Raw genomic sequence first — 15603 nt, forward strand, 5'->3', positions numbered from 1 at the left:
GAGTGACTGCCAGGCGGGCGCGCGCCGTCGCGCCGGATGCCGTAGCGGTGATGGTGGGGGTCGATGGGTTACCGCGCCGCCGGTTCACCTCGACGAAACATTGTCGTGTTGGTCACGACACTAAGTTGGACGTGTCGATGTGTCCATACCTTCCGGCGATTCAGCATCAACTTTCGTCGATCTGATCGAAAGTTGCCGGTCAGGCCCTGCGGTCGATCGCCTGCCCGGCCAGCGCGACCAGCGCCGAGCGAGCCTCGTCGGCCACCGTCGCGGCCCGCAGGGCGACGAGCGCCGCCTCCGTCCGCACCCGGATCATCTGCTCGATCCGTTCTCGGGCACCGGTCGCCTCGATGATCGCGCGCAGCTCCGCCGCGCCGTCGGCGTCCAACGCCGGATTGCCGAACAGCTCCCGCAGCCGGGCGGTCTGCGACCGGTCGGCGGCGCTGCGGGCCAGCGCCATCATCACCGTGGGCTTGCCCTCGCGCAGGTCGTCCAGGACCGACTTGCCGGTGACCGCCGGGTCCCCGAAGACACCCAGCACGTCGTCGCGGAGCTGGAACGCGTCGCCCAGCGGGTCACCGAACTCGCCCAGCGCGGCGATCAACTCCGGGCCGGCGCCGGCCAGGGCCGCGCCGATCTGGAGCGGCCGGGTGACCGTGTACCGGGCAGCCTTCATCCGTATCACGGTGAGCGCGCTGGCCACCGAGCCGTCACCCACGCCCGAGACCAGGTCCAGGTACTCCCCCGCGATCACCTCGGTACGCATCAGCGCGAACACGCCGTACCCGCGGTGCACCTGTTCGGTGCTCAGCCCGCACTCGTGGAACATCTGATCCGACCAGGCCGCGCAGAGGTCCCCGCAGAGCAGCGCCGTGTTGCGGCCGTACGCCTCGGGGTCACCACGCCAGGACGAGCGGGCGTGCAGGTCGGCGAAGAGCCGGTGCACCGACGGCTCACCCCGGCGGCGGTCGCTCCCGTCCAGGATGTCGTCGTGGATCAGCGCGAACGCGTGGAACAGCTCCAGGGCTGCGGCCGCCACCACGATCGGGGTGCCGTCGGCCGCGCCCGCCCCGCGCCAGCCCCAGTAGCAGAAGAGCGGGCGCAACCGTTTGCCACCAGCCAGCACGAACCGTTGCAGGGCGGTGAACACGCCACGCGGCGCGCCGTCGGGCCAGTCCGGGCCCTGCCGTTCGAGGAACCCGGCCAGCTCCGCGTCGAAGCGCGCCCGCAACCCGCTCGCGTCGGTGGGCGCGACGGTGACCGTCATGCCCCCTCCCCCGGCCCGCCCGTACCGCCGGCGCCCAGCCCAGCCAACTCCAGCAGCAGCGCCTTGACCTCGGTGGCCGCGATCCGGTCCCGGGCGGCCGTCGGGTCGGAGCAGAGCAGCACCGGGGCGTCCGCCGGGTCGTCCGGCAGCCGCCCGTGCGAGCCCCGTACCGCCTGCGCGCCGGCGTCCAGGCCGACAGCGCTCATCAGGTACCGCATGCCGAGCTTCTTTCGGGCCAGGGCCACTCCTGCGCGGGCCTTCGCGGCACCGGGGTTGGCCGGGTCGAAGAACAGCTCGGCCGGGTCGTAACCGGGCTTCCGATGAATTTCCACGAGGCGGGCGAAGTCCGGCGCCCGGGCGTCGTCCAGCCAGTAGTAGTAGGTGAACCAGGCGTCCGGCTCGGCCACCAGCACCAGCTCACCGGCGCGCGGGTGGTCCAGACCGTGCGCGGCCTTGCCCTCGGCGTCGAGCACCTCGGCCACCCCGGGCAGGTTGGCGCAGAGCTTCGCCACTGCCGGCACGTCGGCCGGGTCCTTGACGTAGACGTGGGCAATCTGGTGGTCGGCGACCGCGAACGCCTTCGACGTCCACGGGTCGAGGTATTCCATGCCGGCCTGGGTGTGCACCCGCAGCAGCCCTTCGGCGCGCAGCAGCCGGTTGACGTCCACCGGCCGGGACACGTCGGTGATGCCGTACTCGGAGAGCACCACAACTGTGGCGTCGCGCGCCCGGGCGGCGTCCAACAGTGGCCCGAGCACCGCGTCCAGCTCGGCTGCCGCCGCGGCGGCCTGGGCCGACGAGGGACCGAAGCGTTGCAGGTCGTAGTCCAGGTGCGGGACGTAGACCAGGGTCAGGTCGGGTGACACGTCGGCGAGGATCTGTTCGGCCGCCTGGCAGATCCACCGCGACGACGGCAACCCGGCCGTCGGCCCCCAGTAGGTGAACAGCGGGAAGGTGCCCAGCCGCCCGGTGAGCGCGTCGTGCAGCTCCGGCGGGTCGGTGTAGCAGTCCGGCTCCTTGCGCCCGTCGGCGTAGTAGACGGGGCGTGGCGTGACCGTCCAGTCGACGTCCGCACCCATGGCGTACCACCAGCAGACGTTGGCGACGGTGTAGCCCGGCTCGGCCTTGCGGGCCGCCTGCCAGAGCTTCTCCCCGCCGACCAGCGCGTTGTGCTGCCGCCACAGCAGCACCTCGCCCAACTCCCGGAAATACCACCCGTTGCCGACGATCCCGTGCCCGCTGGGCGGCTCGCCGGTGAGGAAGGTGGACTGCACCGAGCAGGTCACGGCGGGCAGCACGGTGCCCAGCTCGGCCCGGAAGCCGCCGTCGGCGACCCCCCGCAGTCGAGGCATGTGTGCCAGTAGTCGAGGTGTCAACCCCACCACGTCGAGGACCACCAGTCGCCGGCTCATCGCGTCACCCCCATGCTCACGGATCGCTCTGCGGTCAGGCCGAGGCCGACCAGTTCGTCCCGGGCGAAGGCCAGCTCCGCGGCAATGCCCGCGGCCAGCTCCGCGTCGGTGCCGGGCCGTCGTGCGGCCGGCAGCACCCCCCAGGTGTACGTCTCGACGTCGAGGTGGTCGCAGCCAGCGGTCGGGCCGTCGAAGAGCGCTCTCAGGGCCGCGCGAAGAACCGGCAGGGTCGAGCCGAGCGGTTCCTCGGGTGGGGCGTGCAGTGGCACGTGGTAGTGCACCCGCCACGGCCCGGGTAGCGCCCTGTCCAGTGCCTCGTCCAGGTCGTCGGCCGCGTACGCCGGGTCGGCCGGGTCGGCCAGACCGGCGCAACCGGCGCCCCGGGTCTGGTGCAGGAAGCGTGGCTCCACCCAGCGGCGCAACGCCTCGGCCCCACCATCCGGGTCGGTGGCCTCGACTGCGGCGGAGACCTGCACCTTCACCACCGGCAGCCCGGCCGCCCGCAGTCGTTCCAGTGCCTCGGCCGGCTCCTCCCAGGCGCAGGCCAGGTGGGCCAGGTCGAGACAGACGCCCAGCCGGTCGGTGTCCATCCCGGACAGCAGCTCGGCGGCCTGGCCGGTGCTCTCCACGACACAGCCGGGCTCCGGCTCGAAGGCGACCCGCACCTCGCGGCCGGTGTCGCGCTGCACGGCGGCCAGGCCGGCGGCCAGCTGGTCGAGCCGGCGTCGGGCCGCGTCCGCCCGATCGGTGTCCCACGGTTGCCGCCAGGCCAGCGGCAGGGTGGAGATCGAGCCCCGAGCGGCGTCGTCGGGCAGCAGGTCCGCGAGCACCCGGGCCAGATTCAGCGTGTACGTCAGGCGCTGCTCGGTGGTCCAGTCCGGGTGGTACACGTCCTGCTTGACCACGGGGGCCTGGAAGGCCGCGTACGGGAAGCCGTTGAGGGTGACCACCTCCAGCCCGCGCGCGTCCAGTTCGGTGCGCAACCGGCGGCGCAGCGTCGGGTCGGCGGCCAGCTCGGCGGCGACCGGGGCAGCCAACCACAGGCCGAGCCCGAGCAGGTCACTGCCGAGCGCCTCGCGGACCGGCACGGCGTAGGTGTCCAGTTGACCGAGGATGCCGGCGAGGTCCTCGGCGGGGTGCACGTTGGTGCAGTAGCCGAGGTGGACGGTGTCACCGCCGGCATGGCGCAGCCGCATCAGCTGCCGCCGCGCAGGATCGAGTTGCCGGTCTGCGGGTCCACGGCGGTGACCTCCAGGTCGGTGAGGTCGAGCCGGCCGGACTGCCCGTAGAACTCCACCGGGTTGCGCCACAGCACCTGCTCGACGTCGTCGTCGCTGAACCCGGCCAGCAGCATCGCCTCGCCGGTGGCCCGGGTCAGCAGCGGGTCGGAGCGCCCCCAGTCGGCGGCCGAGTTGACCAGCATCCGCTCCGTGCCGTACTCCCGCAGCAGCTCGACCATCCGCGACGGCGTCATCTTGGTGTCCGGGTAGATGGAGAAGCCCAGCCAGCAGCCGCTGTCCCGGACCAGCTTGACGGTCACCTCGTTGAGGTGGTCGACCACCACGCGACCCGCCTCGATTCCGGATTCGGCGACCACGGCGAGGGTCCGTTCGCATCCGCGCGCCTTGTCCCGGTGCGGGGTGTGCACCAGCGCCGGCAGGTCGTACGCCACCGCCAGGGCGAGCTGCGCGGCGAACGCCTCGTCCTCCTCCGGCGTCATCGAGTCGTACCCGATCTCGCCGACCGCCACCACCGCGTCCTTGTCCAGGTAGCGGGGCAGCAGGTCGAGGACCGGGCGGCAGCGCGGGTCGTTGGCCTCCTTGGGGTTCAGGGCCACCGTGGCGAAATGCCGCACCCCGAACTGACCGGCCCTGAACGGCTCCCACCCGATCAGCGAGTCGAAGTAGTCGGTGAACGAGGCGGCGCTGGTGCGCGGCTGACCCAGCCAGAACGAGGGCTCCACCACCGCGCGCACTCCGGCTGCGGCCATCCGTTCGTAGTCGTCGGTGGTGCGCGAGGTCATGTGGATGTGGGGGTCGAAGATGCGCATTCACGCCTCCCGGGGCAGTGCGGCGGTGAGCCGGTCGAGCAGGTCGGTGGCGTCGGCGGGCAGGTCCCGGCCGGCGGCGTGCCGTTCGGCGGCGAGCGCGGCCAGCATCGCGGCCAGTTCCCCGTCGGCCCGGGTGTCCAGGTCGGCCACCGCGGCGAGGGGGACGCCGCTGAACACGCACTTGAGCACCGCCTGCCGCCAGGCGGCCGGGTCGAGGTGCCGGGCGTACGGGCCGAGGGCTGCGGCGACCAGCCGGGTGTCGTTGGTGCGGATCGCGTCGTGCAGCAGCGGCACGCCGGCGGCGCCGATCGGCAGCAGCGGCAGTGCCCGCAGCACGGCTCGCCGCTCGGCCGCGTCGCCGTGCTGGTAGAGGCTGTCGGCGTACGCCGCGTGGTCGCCGGGCAGCGCCGTGAGCAGCAGCACCCGGGCCGCGTCGTCGGCGGTCCAGCCGGGCGCTTCGGGCAACGCGCCCCGACCGCAACGCCGACCTGCGGCGGGGAAGAGCCGGGTGATCGCGGTGGGCTCGGTGGTGACCCGGCGCAGCGCCGTGTCCAACCAATCGGGATCGGGTACGCCTCGCAGCGCGGCCCGTAGTGAATCCGGTGTCATCCCGTCTCCTCCCTCTTGCTGCTACGCGGTGCCCGCCACCTTTGCTCTGCACCTACATATGCACCGGGGCCTCTTTGGTGGGTGTCGCCTCGGTGGGTGCAGAGCAAAGGGTGCGGGCAGGGTGGTGATCGGTGGCGGCGGCGGCGCGCAGGAACTCGATCGACCGGGCGGCCACGGCGGGCGCGGCGTGCGAGTCCCGGGGCAGCTCGACGGCGACCAGGCCGCGGTAGCCGGCGTCGCGCAGGGCGGCCAGCACCGGCGGGAAGTCGATCTCGCCGACACCGAACTCCAGATGCTCGTGCACGCCCCGGCGCATGTCGTCGATCTGCACGTTGACCAGGTGGTCGGCCACCTCGGCGACGCACTGCGGCACCGGCCAGGGCTCCAGGCACCGGCAGTGGCCGATGTCGAGGGTGATGCCGAAGCGGGCCGGGTTGTCGAGAGCGGCGTGCAGCCGACGCCAGTCGGCGATGTCCTGCACCAGCATGCCGGGCTCCGGTTCGAAGCCGAGGGTGACGCCGGCGGTGTTGGCCGCGTCGACCACTGTGGCGCAGCCGGCCACCAGCCGGTCCCAGGCGCACTGCGGCGACACCGCCTCGGGTCGGACACCGGCCCAGAACGAGACAGCCTCGGCGCCCAGGTCGGCGCCGATTCGCACGGCGCGGCGCAGGAACTCGATCCGCCGGGTCGGGTCGTCGTGCAGCAACGTCGGAGCGTGTTTGTGCCACGGGTCGAGCAGGTAGCGCGCCCCGGTCTCGATCACCACGGCCAGTCCGAGCGCCTCCAACCGTTTGCCGACGGCGGCGACCCGGCGGGTGAGGCCGGGCGCGAACGGGTCCAGGTGGTCGTGGTCCAGGGTGAGCGCCACCCCGTCGTAGCCGAGGTCGGCGATGACGGCGAGCGCGTCGTCGAGCCGGTGGTTGGCGAAGCCGTTGGTGCCGTACCCGAGGCGCAGCGTCGTGGCGTCGGCGGCCGGCGGCGCGGGTCGGGGCTGGGGAACGGTCATGTCGGGGAGACCTTCCGGGCCAGCCGTCGACCCAGCGGTGCGGCCGCCGCGACGGCCAGCCCGAGCAGACCTGCTCCACCGCGCGCGGTGAGCGCCCCCTGGAGGGCGGGCAGCCCGGTGATCCCAGCGCCGACGGCCGCGCGGACCCGCCCGGCCGACGGGTCCCGGACCACCTCGGCCTGGGCCGCGCCGTAGCGGGCGGCGTACCAGCCGGCCAGCACGGCGGGCAGCACCGCAACCCGCCGAGGGGCGGCGACGGCGGCACTGACCGCGACCAACGCGGTGCCCGCGAGGGTGCGCATCGGCAGTTTGGCGTCGGCGCCGGTGACCTCCCGGCGGGACAGTGCGGTGACCGTCCAGGTGTGCGCGGCGACCGTCGCCGCCGCCGGCAACGCCCGGGCCACTCGTCCACCGGACGCGCCGAGCAGCACATCCAGCCCCCGGCAGGCGGCCATCACGGCCGGACCGGCGGCGGTGTTCTTGGCCAACAGGTCGTACCCCCAGATGGTGGCGGCCAGCGGCACGGCGAGCGCGACGGCGCGGCGACCGCCCACGGCGGCGGCCAGGCCCACGCCGGCGGCCGTGAGGCCCGCCGCAAGGCCCACCGCGGCGGCCGGGGTGACCCGACCGCTGGGGATCGGCCGCTCGGGGCGTTCCACCGCGTCCAGGCCCCGGTCGGCCCAGTCGTTGGCGGCCATGCCGGCCCAGTAGAGCAGCACCGACGCGCCGGCCAGGGCGGGCGTACGCGGGCTCAGCGCGCCGGCCGCCGCCGCACCGGCGATCACGTCACCGGGCACCGAGAGCGCGGCCGGTGCCCGGACCAGCTCGGCGAGATCAGCCAACGTTGTCATGGACACCGTCCCCGCCGGCGTGCAGCTGCCGGGTGAAGTCGCTCAGCCGGGCCCACTGCTCGCCCAGCGAGTGGGTGGGTGAGCCGAGCGGGTCCTTGAAGAAGAAGCCCAGCTCAGCCAGCGGCCCCACGTGCCCGGCGGCGTGCGCGGCGGCGGTGAGCCGGGCCAGGTCGAGCACCAGCGGCGCGGCCAGCGCGGAGTCGCAGCCGTGCCAGGTGAACTCCATCCGCATGCCGGTGCCGAGGAAGCCGGCGAAGGTGATCAGATCCCAGGCGGTCTTGAAGTCGCCCAGATCCTCGACGTACTCGATGCGGGTGCCGCCCTGCGGGACGTAGCCCAGCGTCTCGCCGAGCACCCGCTGCTTGCTCTGCACCTTCGCCGCGTTGGCGGCCGGGTCAGCGAGGGTGGCGCCGTCGCCACCGCCCAGCAGGTTGACCCCGGACCAGGAGCGCACGGCCAGGTTGCGCATCGCGAACATCGGCGCGAGCACCGACTTGACGAGGGTCTCCCCGGTCTTGCCGTCATGCCCGGCGTGCGGCAGTCGGGCCTCCTCGGCCAGCGCGGCCAGCGCCGGCAGCCGCAGCCCGGTGGACGGGGTGAAATCGACGTACGGGCAGCCGGCCAGCACCGCCGCGTACGCATAGAGGGAACTGACCGGCAGCACCTCGTCCGGCCCGGCGAGGGCGGCGCGCAACGCGGCCGGGTCGGCGTGCCCGGGGTGCGGCTCCGGTGCCGGTTCGGTGGCGGAGACGTTGACCACCACCACCCGGTCCAGGTGGTGCCGCTCACGGAAGCTGGTGAGGTCGCGGACCACGGCGTCGGCCCGGTCGGCCTGGGTGGCACCGACCGGTGCAGGACGCAGCTCCTGCTCGACCGCGTTCAGCTCGTCGGGGAGCGCGGCGACCAGCCGCCAGGGGATGACACCGGCGTCGGCGAGGGCCTCGGCGCGCTTGGGCAGCGGGATGGTGGCCAGGTCGTGCCCGCCGAAGACGAGGTCGGCGAAGCTCGGCAGGGCGGGGCCACGCAGCTCGGGCAGCTCGGTGACGCAGCCGGTGGGCCCGGCCAGGCCAGCCCGCAGCGCGAGCCCCCCGACGATGCTGGTGGTCGCGACGGAACCACGCGCTCCTACCAGCCAGACACCTGTTCGCATGGTGCTCCTTCCCCGTTCACGAGGAACCGCGGTACCGCTAAATATAGGAATATCAGAATATGTTTCGGAAAGATACGCCCCGGTTTTGCGGGGCCCCGTCCGCCCGTCCCACACCGGTTTGGCACCGGGCTCCGACGTCGGCGTCGGCGGCGACGACGCCGGACCGGTTTCCGGTCCGGGCGCGGGCAGACGGGGCTTGGTAGACAGGGTCGGGTCGGCGTCTCGACCCTGTCTCCCCCGCACCCGACCGGCCGGGGCGCTGATGCGTCCCGACCGGGCGTCTCAGGCCGCCGTGCCCACCAGGTCACCGACCGCAGCACGACCCGCCGGACGTCGGCGAGTGGTTGCGGTACGGGTGGGGGCAGCGGCGGGCGGTGCCATCAGGTCCTCCGGATCTCCGGATTGGTGGCGGTCCTCCGGTGCGGCCGGGGAATCCCGGTCCGGTCGCACCGGACGACCGTCCTGCTCGTGCGCCACCGGGCCGCAGTGCCCGGCCGCACGCTCTCCGACGCCGACCTCGTCCCGGCCGCGGGGCGCAATCCGCGGCCGGTCCCTCGCCGGTCGGCTTCGGGAAGCTGGTAGGGCGATGGTGGTGCGATCACCACCATCGCGGATGGTCGATGGTCAGACGGCCGCCGCGATCAGCGCCGGCTCCACCTCGGTCCAGGAGGAACCGAGTTCCGCCGACCGGGTCACCGCGTCCAGCACCAGCTGGACCTGCAACGCGTCGGCGAAGGACGGAGTCGGGTCGACGCCGGTGGCGACCGCCTCGATGAAGTCGCGCATCTCGTGCGTGAACGAGTGCTCGTAGCCGATGATGTGGCCCGGAGGCCACCACGCCGACATGTACGGGTGCTCGCCCTCGGTCACCAGGATGCGGCTGAAACCCTGCTCCACACTCGGCCTGGTGGCGTCGTAGAACTCCAGCTCGTTGAGCCGCTCCAGGTCGAAGATCACGCTGCCCAGCGAGCCGTTGATCTCGACACGCAACGCGTTCTTGCGACCGGTGGCGAACCGGCTCGCCTCGTACGTGGCCAGGGCGCCACCGTCGAGCCGTGCCACGAAGACCGCGGCGTCGTCGACGGTGACCGGCCCGGTGGGCGCCGTGTGGCCGTCCACAGTGGCCGCGAGACCACTCGACTCGGTTGGCAACGGCCGTTCCTTGACGAACGTCTCGGTGACCGCGCTGACCCCGCTGATCCGCTGGCCGGTAACGAACTGGGTCAGATCGATGATGTGCGCACCGATGTCACCGAGCGCGCCGGAGCCCGCCCTGTCTTTCTGCAACCGCCAGACCAGCGGGAACTGCGGGTCCACGATCCAGTCCTGCAGGTACGTCGCACGGACGTGTCGAATCACCCCGAGTCGTCCGTCGGCGACCAACTGACGCATCATCGTGACCGCGGGGACCCGGCGGTAGTTGAACCCGCACATCGACCGCACCCCGGAGGCCCGGGCAAGTTCCGCCGCAGCGGTCATCGCCCGTGCCTCCGCCACCGTGTTGGCCAACGGCTTCTCGCACAGGACGTGCTTACCAGCAGCCAACGCGGCGAGCGCGATCTCGGCGTGACTGTCGCCCGGTGTGCAGACATCGATCACGTCGATGTCGTCCCGGTTGATCAGGTCACGCCAGTCCGTGGTGTACGCGTCCCAGCCGAGCCGGTCGGCGGCATCCGCCACCTTCGTTGTGTCTCGACCGCAGATCAGCGCCATCCGGGCCCGCGCCGGCAGGTCGAAGACGCGGTTCACGGTGCGCCACGCCTGTGAGTGCGCGGCGCCCATGAACGCGTAGCCGACCATGCCGACCCGCAGTTCTTTGTCTGTCGTGGACAAGGTGGGTCTCCCCCCGGTATGTCAGAACCCGAGCTTGTCGTAGCTGCTCGCGTTCTCCTTGGTGATCGTCTCGGAGGCCAGGGTTACTTCCTTGGGAACCTGCAGTTCCGTCAGGTCGCCCAGGCCCCGGCCCTGCGCGATGAGCCGTGCGAGGGAGACTGCCGACGAGGCCATCGACGGGTTGTACGTGACCGTCGCCTTGAGCACGGTGTTGTCGGCCTTGATCGCGTCGATCGCGAGCTTCGAGCCGGCGCCGCCGACCATGAAGAACTCCGACCGGTTGGCCTGCTTGATGGCGGCAAGCACACCGATGCCCTGGTCGTCGTCGTGGTTCCAGACCGCGTCGATCTTCGGCAGCGCCTGGAGCAGCTGGGCCGCCTCACGCTGACCGCTGTCCGAGGTGAACTCGGCGGAGCGACGGTTGTTCACCTTGAACCCGTAGGTCGCCAGGGCCGCCGCGAAGCCGGCGCTGCGCTCGACGGTCAGCGGGATCTCCAGGCCGGCGATCTCACCGATCACCGGGTTGGCGATGCCCTTGTCCTTGAGCTGCTTGCCGATGAAGTGCCCGGCCGAGACGCCCATGCCGTAGTTGTCGCCCTTGATGACCAGCCGCGAGGCCAGCGCGTCGGGGAACGCCCGGTCGAGGTTCACGATCGGGATGCCCGCCTGCATCGCCTGGAGGGCAACGGCGTTGACCTCCTTGCCGTCGTGCGGCAGCACGACGATGATGTCCGGCTTCTGGGCGATCAGGGTGCCGAGCGTGGAGCGCTGGGCCTCGGAGTTCGACCCACCGTCGACCTCCTTGAACTCCACGTCCGAGTAGGCCGCGGCCTGAGCCTTGGCGTTGGCGTGGATCGCACCCATCCAGCCGTGGTCGGCGGCCGGCGCGGAGAAGCCGATGACGACCTTCTTGCCCGGCGCGTTGTTGCCGGCACTGTCTCCGGCGGCCTTGGTCTGGGTGCTGGCTGCCGGCGTCTCGTTGCTGGTGCAGGCCGTGAGCAGGGTGGCGGCGCCTACTGCGGCTCCACCGAAGAGCAACCGGCGGCGCGACAGGTCGCGACTGTGCTGGGTCATGAATGACCTCCTGGGAGCGGGATTTGAGTTGGTGAGGGTGTGCGAGGCCCGGCCACTGTCGAATTTCTCGACGTCGCCCGGGACAACGGTGCGGTGCGTCAGGTTGCGGTGGTGACCCTGTTCCGCGCGAGGAGCCGAGTGACGGACTTGAACTGGAACTGCTGGACCAGGACGGCGGCGACGATGATGCCGCCCTTGACCATGTTCTGCGCCTCGATGGAGAGGCCGTTGATGGCGAAGAGGTTGGTGATCGTGGCGAAGATGATGACGCCGAGCAGGGAGCCGACGATCGTGCCCCGACCACCGCTGAGCAGCGTTCCACCGATGATGGCTGCGGCGATGGCGTCCAACTCGTACAGGTTGGCCATCGCCGCCTGCGCCGAGGTGGCCTGCGAGGTGAGCATGATGGCGGCGATGCCGCAGCACAGACCGGAGAGCGCGTAGAGCAGCATGGTGTGGCGGCGGACGTTGATGCCGGCCAGCCGTGCCGCCTCCGGGTTACCGCCGACGGCGATGGTCCGCCGGCCGAAGGTCGTCCGGTTGAGCACGACCCAACCGGCCAGCACCACCGCGCCGAGGATGTAGACGAGGATCGGGATACCGATCACCTTGCGCGCCGCGATGTCGTTGATGAAGGTGCTGCTCGACACCTGGGTCTGCTTGTTGGAGATCGACGCCGCGAGGCCCCGCGCGGCCACCAGCATCGCGAGCGTCGCGATGAACGGCACCAACCGCCCGTACGAGATGAGCACCCCGTTGACCAGGCCGACACAGATGCCGACCGCGAGGGCCGTGAAGATCATCCCACCGGCGCCGTAGCTCTGGGTGGCCACCGTGGTGCACCAGACGCCGGCCAGCGCGACGATCGCCCCGACCGACAGGTCGATGCCACCGCCGATGATCACGAACGTCATACCGACCGTCACCACGCCGACGACCGAGGCGAGCTGAAGGATGGCCAGGACGTTGTTCCAGACCCAGTTCGGGTCACCGTAGAGATCCGGCTTGGTCACCGCACCAACCACGATCAGTGCGGCCAACACACCGATCAGACCGAGGTTGCGCTTGGCGCCGTCGCCGCCGTCGCCCCGCCACCAGGAGAGCCGACCCGCGGATGCTGCTTTATCGCCGGCCACCGCCGTCTCCGCCGGGTCCACCGGCGGCGACTGCGCCGGAAGCTGCGGGCGCTCCGGTGTCGCGGTGGGAGTGGGAGTCGCGTCGCTCATGCCGGTGCGCCTTCCATCAAGGACCCCGCCATCACGAGGTCAAGCACAGTGTTCTCGTCGAGTTCGCCGGCCGCGGCCTCGCGGACGACCCGCCCTTCCCGCATCACCAGCACCCGGTCGGACAGACCCAGCACCTCGGGCACCTCGCTGGAGACCAGCAGCACGCCGACGCCCTGGGCGGCCAACGCCCGGATGACCTGGTAGAGCTCAGCCCGGGCGCCCACGTCCACGCCCCGGGTGGGCTCGTCGAGCAGCAACAACTTCGTGCCGCCGAGCAACCACCGCCCGACCACGACCTTCTGTTGGTTGCCGCCGGACAGCGTGCGTACCGGCCGGTCGACGTCCCGGGGCCGCAGCTCCAGGGTCTCGGCGATCCGGTCCGCCTCGGCGCGTTCCTTGGCGGCGTTGGTGAAGCCGAGCCGCGCGTACCGGCCGAAGGTGGCCAGCGTGACGTTGCGGTAGATCGGTTCACCGAGCAGCAGCGCCTGGCTCTTGCGTTCCTCCGGGGCCATCCCCATGCCGGCCCGCACCGCCGCGCCCACGCCGGGACGCAGCACCTTGCCGTTCATCCGGACCGAGCCGGCCTCCGCGAGACGGGCGCCGTAGATGGTCTCCAGCAGCTCGGAACGGCCGGAGCCGACCAGCCCGGCAATGCCGACGATCTCCCCGGCACGCACGTTCAGCGAGACGTCGGCGAACTCGCCGGGCCGGGTCAACCCCTGCACCTGGAGCAGGTCGGCACCCGCGGCGTCGTCGCTCGGCCGGTCCGGGAAGACGTACTCGATGGTCCGGCCGGTCATCCGGCTGACCAGATCGCGGGTCGGGGTGTCGCGCGCCGGCAGGTTCGCCGCGGTGGTCCGGCCGTCCTTGAGTACGGTGACCCGGTCGCCGATCTCGCGGATCTCCTCCAGGCGGTGGGAGATGTAGATGACTGCGATGCCCTGCGCGGTCAGCTCCCGGATGATCCGGAACAGGTTGCCGACCTCGTCATGGGCCAGCACGGCGCTCGGCTCGTCCATGATGATCAGTCGGGCCTCGTGCGACAGCGCCCGGGCCATGCTGACGATCTGCTTGCCCGCCGCCGGCAGCGACCGGACCATCCGCCCGGGCGGAATCTCACCGTGGCCGAGCCGACTGAGGATCTGCCGGGTGTGCCGGGCCATCCGGCCGCGCCGGACGAACCCGAAGCTGCGGTATTCGTGGCCGAGGAAGGCGTTCTCCGCCACCGACAGGTCCTCGACGAGGTCGAGCTCCTGGTAGATGGTGGCGATGCCGGCCTTCATCGCGGCCTGCGGGTTGGCGAACGTGGCCGGCTCGCCGCGCCACTCCACCTGCCCGGAATCCGGTTGGTGCACCCCGGAGAGCACCTTGATCAGGGTGGACTTGCCGGCGCCGTTCTGACCGAGCAGACAGTGCACCTCGCCGGCACGCACCTCCAGCTGCACACCATCCAGGGCGCGTACGCCGGGGAAGGTCTTGACCAGATCGGTGAGGCGCAGGACCACCTCGCCCGCGACGGTGTCAGCGGGAGCCTCGACCAGCGGTGCCTCGGCGACGGCCTCAGCCGACGCGGTGGCGGCGTCATCCTCGGGCAGAGCCACAGTCTCCTCCTCGCTCACGACAGGATCTCGGTCAACTTCACGGCATTGGCCGCTGGTCGCGACTGCGGGGCTCGCAAGCCCGGCTCGCTGCTCGCGCTCATGACGCCTCCGCGAAGGCGACGTCACTCGCGAGCACCGCCGCCCCGGTGACACCGGCACGGCCACCGAGCTCGGACAGCACGACGGGCAGGTTGCCGGTGGCCAACGGCAGCGACCGGCGATAGACCACGCTGCGGATCTCGGCGAGCAGGATGTGCCCGAGCTGGGCCAACCCGCCACCGATCACGATCATCGACGGGTTGGTGAAGCTGACCAGGCCGGCGAGCACACCGCCGACCCGCCGCCCGCCGTCACGGATCAGCTGGATGCAGGCCACGTCTCCCTCGACGGCACCCTCGGCGACGTCGAGAGCCGTCACCACACCGCGCAGCGTCATCCGCTCGGCGAGCGCCGGCGAGACGCCACTGCGGGCGGCGGCGGTGGCCTCCTTTGCCAGCGCGGCACCGCTGAACAGCGCCTCCAGGCAACCGATGTTGCCGCAGGAACACATCGGACCGTGCGAGTCGACCTGGATGTGGCCGATGTCGCCGGCGCAACCGTCGGTGCCCCGGTAGACCTCGCCGGTGAGGTAGATGCCGCACCCGATGCCGGTGCCGATCTTCACGAAGAGGAAGTCGTCCACCGAGTGGGCGACCCCACCGTGCCGCTCACCGATCGCCATGATGTTGACGTCGTTGTCGACAACCGCCGGGCAGCCGTGCTCCCGGCTGAGCAGCTCGCGCACCGGGAACCGGTCCCAGCCCGGCATGATCGGCGGCGAGACCGGAACGCCGTCGCGGAAGCTGACCGGGCCGGGTACGCCGATGCCGACAGCGTCCAACCGCTCGTACGCGCCGTCGACCCGGGCCTTGTGCAGCAACTCGTTGACCCGTTGCAGGGTCACCTTCGGACCGTTGCGGATGTCGGCGGCCTCGCCGTAGTGGGCCACCGGTTCGAGGCGGCCGTTGACCACCTCGATGTCTATCGAACTGGCGCCGAGGTCGACGGCGGCGAAGCGGAGCTTCGGGTTCAGCTCGACCAGGGTCGAGCGACGCCCACCTCGGGAGGCGGCGAGCCCCGCCTCGGCGACGTAGCCCAGCGCGACCAGACGTTCCAGCTCGGCCAGCATGCGCGGGCGCGGCATCTGGAGCCGGTCGCCCAGCTCGGCCCGGGACACGGCCCCCTCGTCGCGGAGCAACCGCAACAGTCGTACGTGCAGGGGATCGACGGTCCGCAACGGGGGCCACCTCTTCATCAGCCTCGTTCACATCGACGTCATGTCGATGTGTTGTGTCCGACACAGTAGGAGCGTTCCGCGCCGCCTGTCCAGAGCTTCAACCGTTCCGAGACCAACTTTTGTCCGAAAGAACAAAAGCTACTAGTCGATCAAGAAAAGGATCACGGGCCGCCCGCATCCGCTTGCCAGCAGTTCCATCGATGGACACGAAATCGCCCCGCCAGCCGGACGTGCGGTGGCGGGGCGAT

At 71.6% G+C, this 15603-nt stretch carries 13 protein-coding genes; all 13 read right to left on the minus strand.

The features are described 5' to 3' along the window. Window positions 1-199: 199 nt before the first annotated feature. The 13 genes from CLT68_RS31780 to CLT68_RS31840 all read right to left on the minus strand — a co-directional run bounded on the left by CLT68_RS31780 (window position 200) and on the right by CLT68_RS31840 (window position 15373). Entirely contained in the window at window positions 200-1267 is a 1068-nt protein-coding gene (locus CLT68_RS31780) for a polyprenyl synthetase family protein (protein WP_088949634.1), read from the minus strand. Further along, complete coding sequence (locus tag CLT68_RS31785) at window positions 1264-2679, minus strand: alkaline phosphatase family protein (RefSeq protein ID WP_099856471.1); 1416 nt, start codon at window positions 2677-2679, stop codon at window positions 1264-1266. Before CLT68_RS31785 ends, CLT68_RS31780 begins: the two co-directional genes overlap by 4 nt. Further along, window positions 2676-3875, minus strand: coding sequence for a metabolite traffic protein EboE (gene eboE / locus CLT68_RS31790; protein WP_099856472.1), 1200 nt, complete (start codon window positions 3873-3875; stop codon window positions 2676-2678). The genes CLT68_RS31785 and eboE overlap by 4 nt, the downstream gene beginning before the upstream one ends. Continuing rightward, entirely contained in the window at window positions 3875-4729 is an 855-nt protein-coding gene (locus CLT68_RS31795) for a TatD family hydrolase (RefSeq protein WP_099856474.1), read from the minus strand. The genes eboE and CLT68_RS31795 overlap by 1 nt, the downstream gene beginning before the upstream one ends. After that, entirely contained in the window at window positions 4730-5338 is a 609-nt protein-coding gene (locus tag CLT68_RS31800) for an EboA domain-containing protein (RefSeq protein WP_088949638.1), read from the minus strand. A 52-nt stretch (window positions 5339-5390) separates the two neighbouring features. Then, a complete protein-coding gene (locus CLT68_RS31805; RefSeq protein WP_099856475.1) occupies window positions 5391-6344 on the minus strand; it encodes a sugar phosphate isomerase/epimerase family protein in 954 nt (317 codons plus the stop codon). Next, window positions 6341-7195 carry an SCO3242 family prenyltransferase gene (locus CLT68_RS31810; RefSeq protein ID WP_099856477.1) on the minus strand — a complete coding sequence of 285 codons (855 nt, stop codon included), beginning with the start codon at window positions 7193-7195 and terminating at the stop codon, window positions 6341-6343. The genes CLT68_RS31805 and CLT68_RS31810 overlap by 4 nt, the downstream gene beginning before the upstream one ends. Next, the gene (locus CLT68_RS31815; RefSeq protein ID WP_099856478.1) at window positions 7179-8345 is read right to left on the minus strand and encodes an inositol-3-phosphate synthase; all 1167 of its coding nucleotides are present in this window, start codon (window positions 8343-8345) and stop codon (window positions 7179-7181) included. Before CLT68_RS31815 ends, CLT68_RS31810 begins: the two co-directional genes overlap by 17 nt. 624 nt (window positions 8346-8969) lie before the next feature. Then, window positions 8970-10145 carry a Gfo/Idh/MocA family protein gene (locus CLT68_RS31820; RefSeq protein WP_486482472.1) on the minus strand — a complete coding sequence of 392 codons (1176 nt, stop codon included), beginning with the start codon at window positions 10143-10145 and terminating at the stop codon, window positions 8970-8972. A gap of 54 nt (window positions 10146-10199) precedes the next feature. Further along, complete coding sequence (locus CLT68_RS31825; protein ID WP_099856482.1) at window positions 10200-11252, minus strand: substrate-binding domain-containing protein; 1053 nt, start codon at window positions 11250-11252, stop codon at window positions 10200-10202. A 98-nt stretch (window positions 11253-11350) separates the two neighbouring features. Beyond that, on the minus strand, window positions 11351-12478 hold the full coding sequence (locus CLT68_RS31830) for an ABC transporter permease (RefSeq protein ID WP_099856484.1): 1128 nt from the start codon (window positions 12476-12478) through the stop codon (window positions 11351-11353). Continuing rightward, complete coding sequence (locus tag CLT68_RS31835; protein ID WP_199177292.1) at window positions 12475-13983, minus strand: sugar ABC transporter ATP-binding protein; 1509 nt, start codon at window positions 13981-13983, stop codon at window positions 12475-12477. The genes CLT68_RS31830 and CLT68_RS31835 overlap by 4 nt, the downstream gene beginning before the upstream one ends. 193 nt (window positions 13984-14176) lie before the next feature. Continuing rightward, window positions 14177-15373, minus strand: coding sequence for an ROK family protein (locus CLT68_RS31840; RefSeq protein ID WP_231927121.1), 1197 nt, complete (start codon window positions 15371-15373; stop codon window positions 14177-14179). Window positions 15374-15603 lie beyond the last annotated feature (230 nt).

It is taken from the genome of Micromonospora sp. CNZ299 (assembly GCF_002754415.1).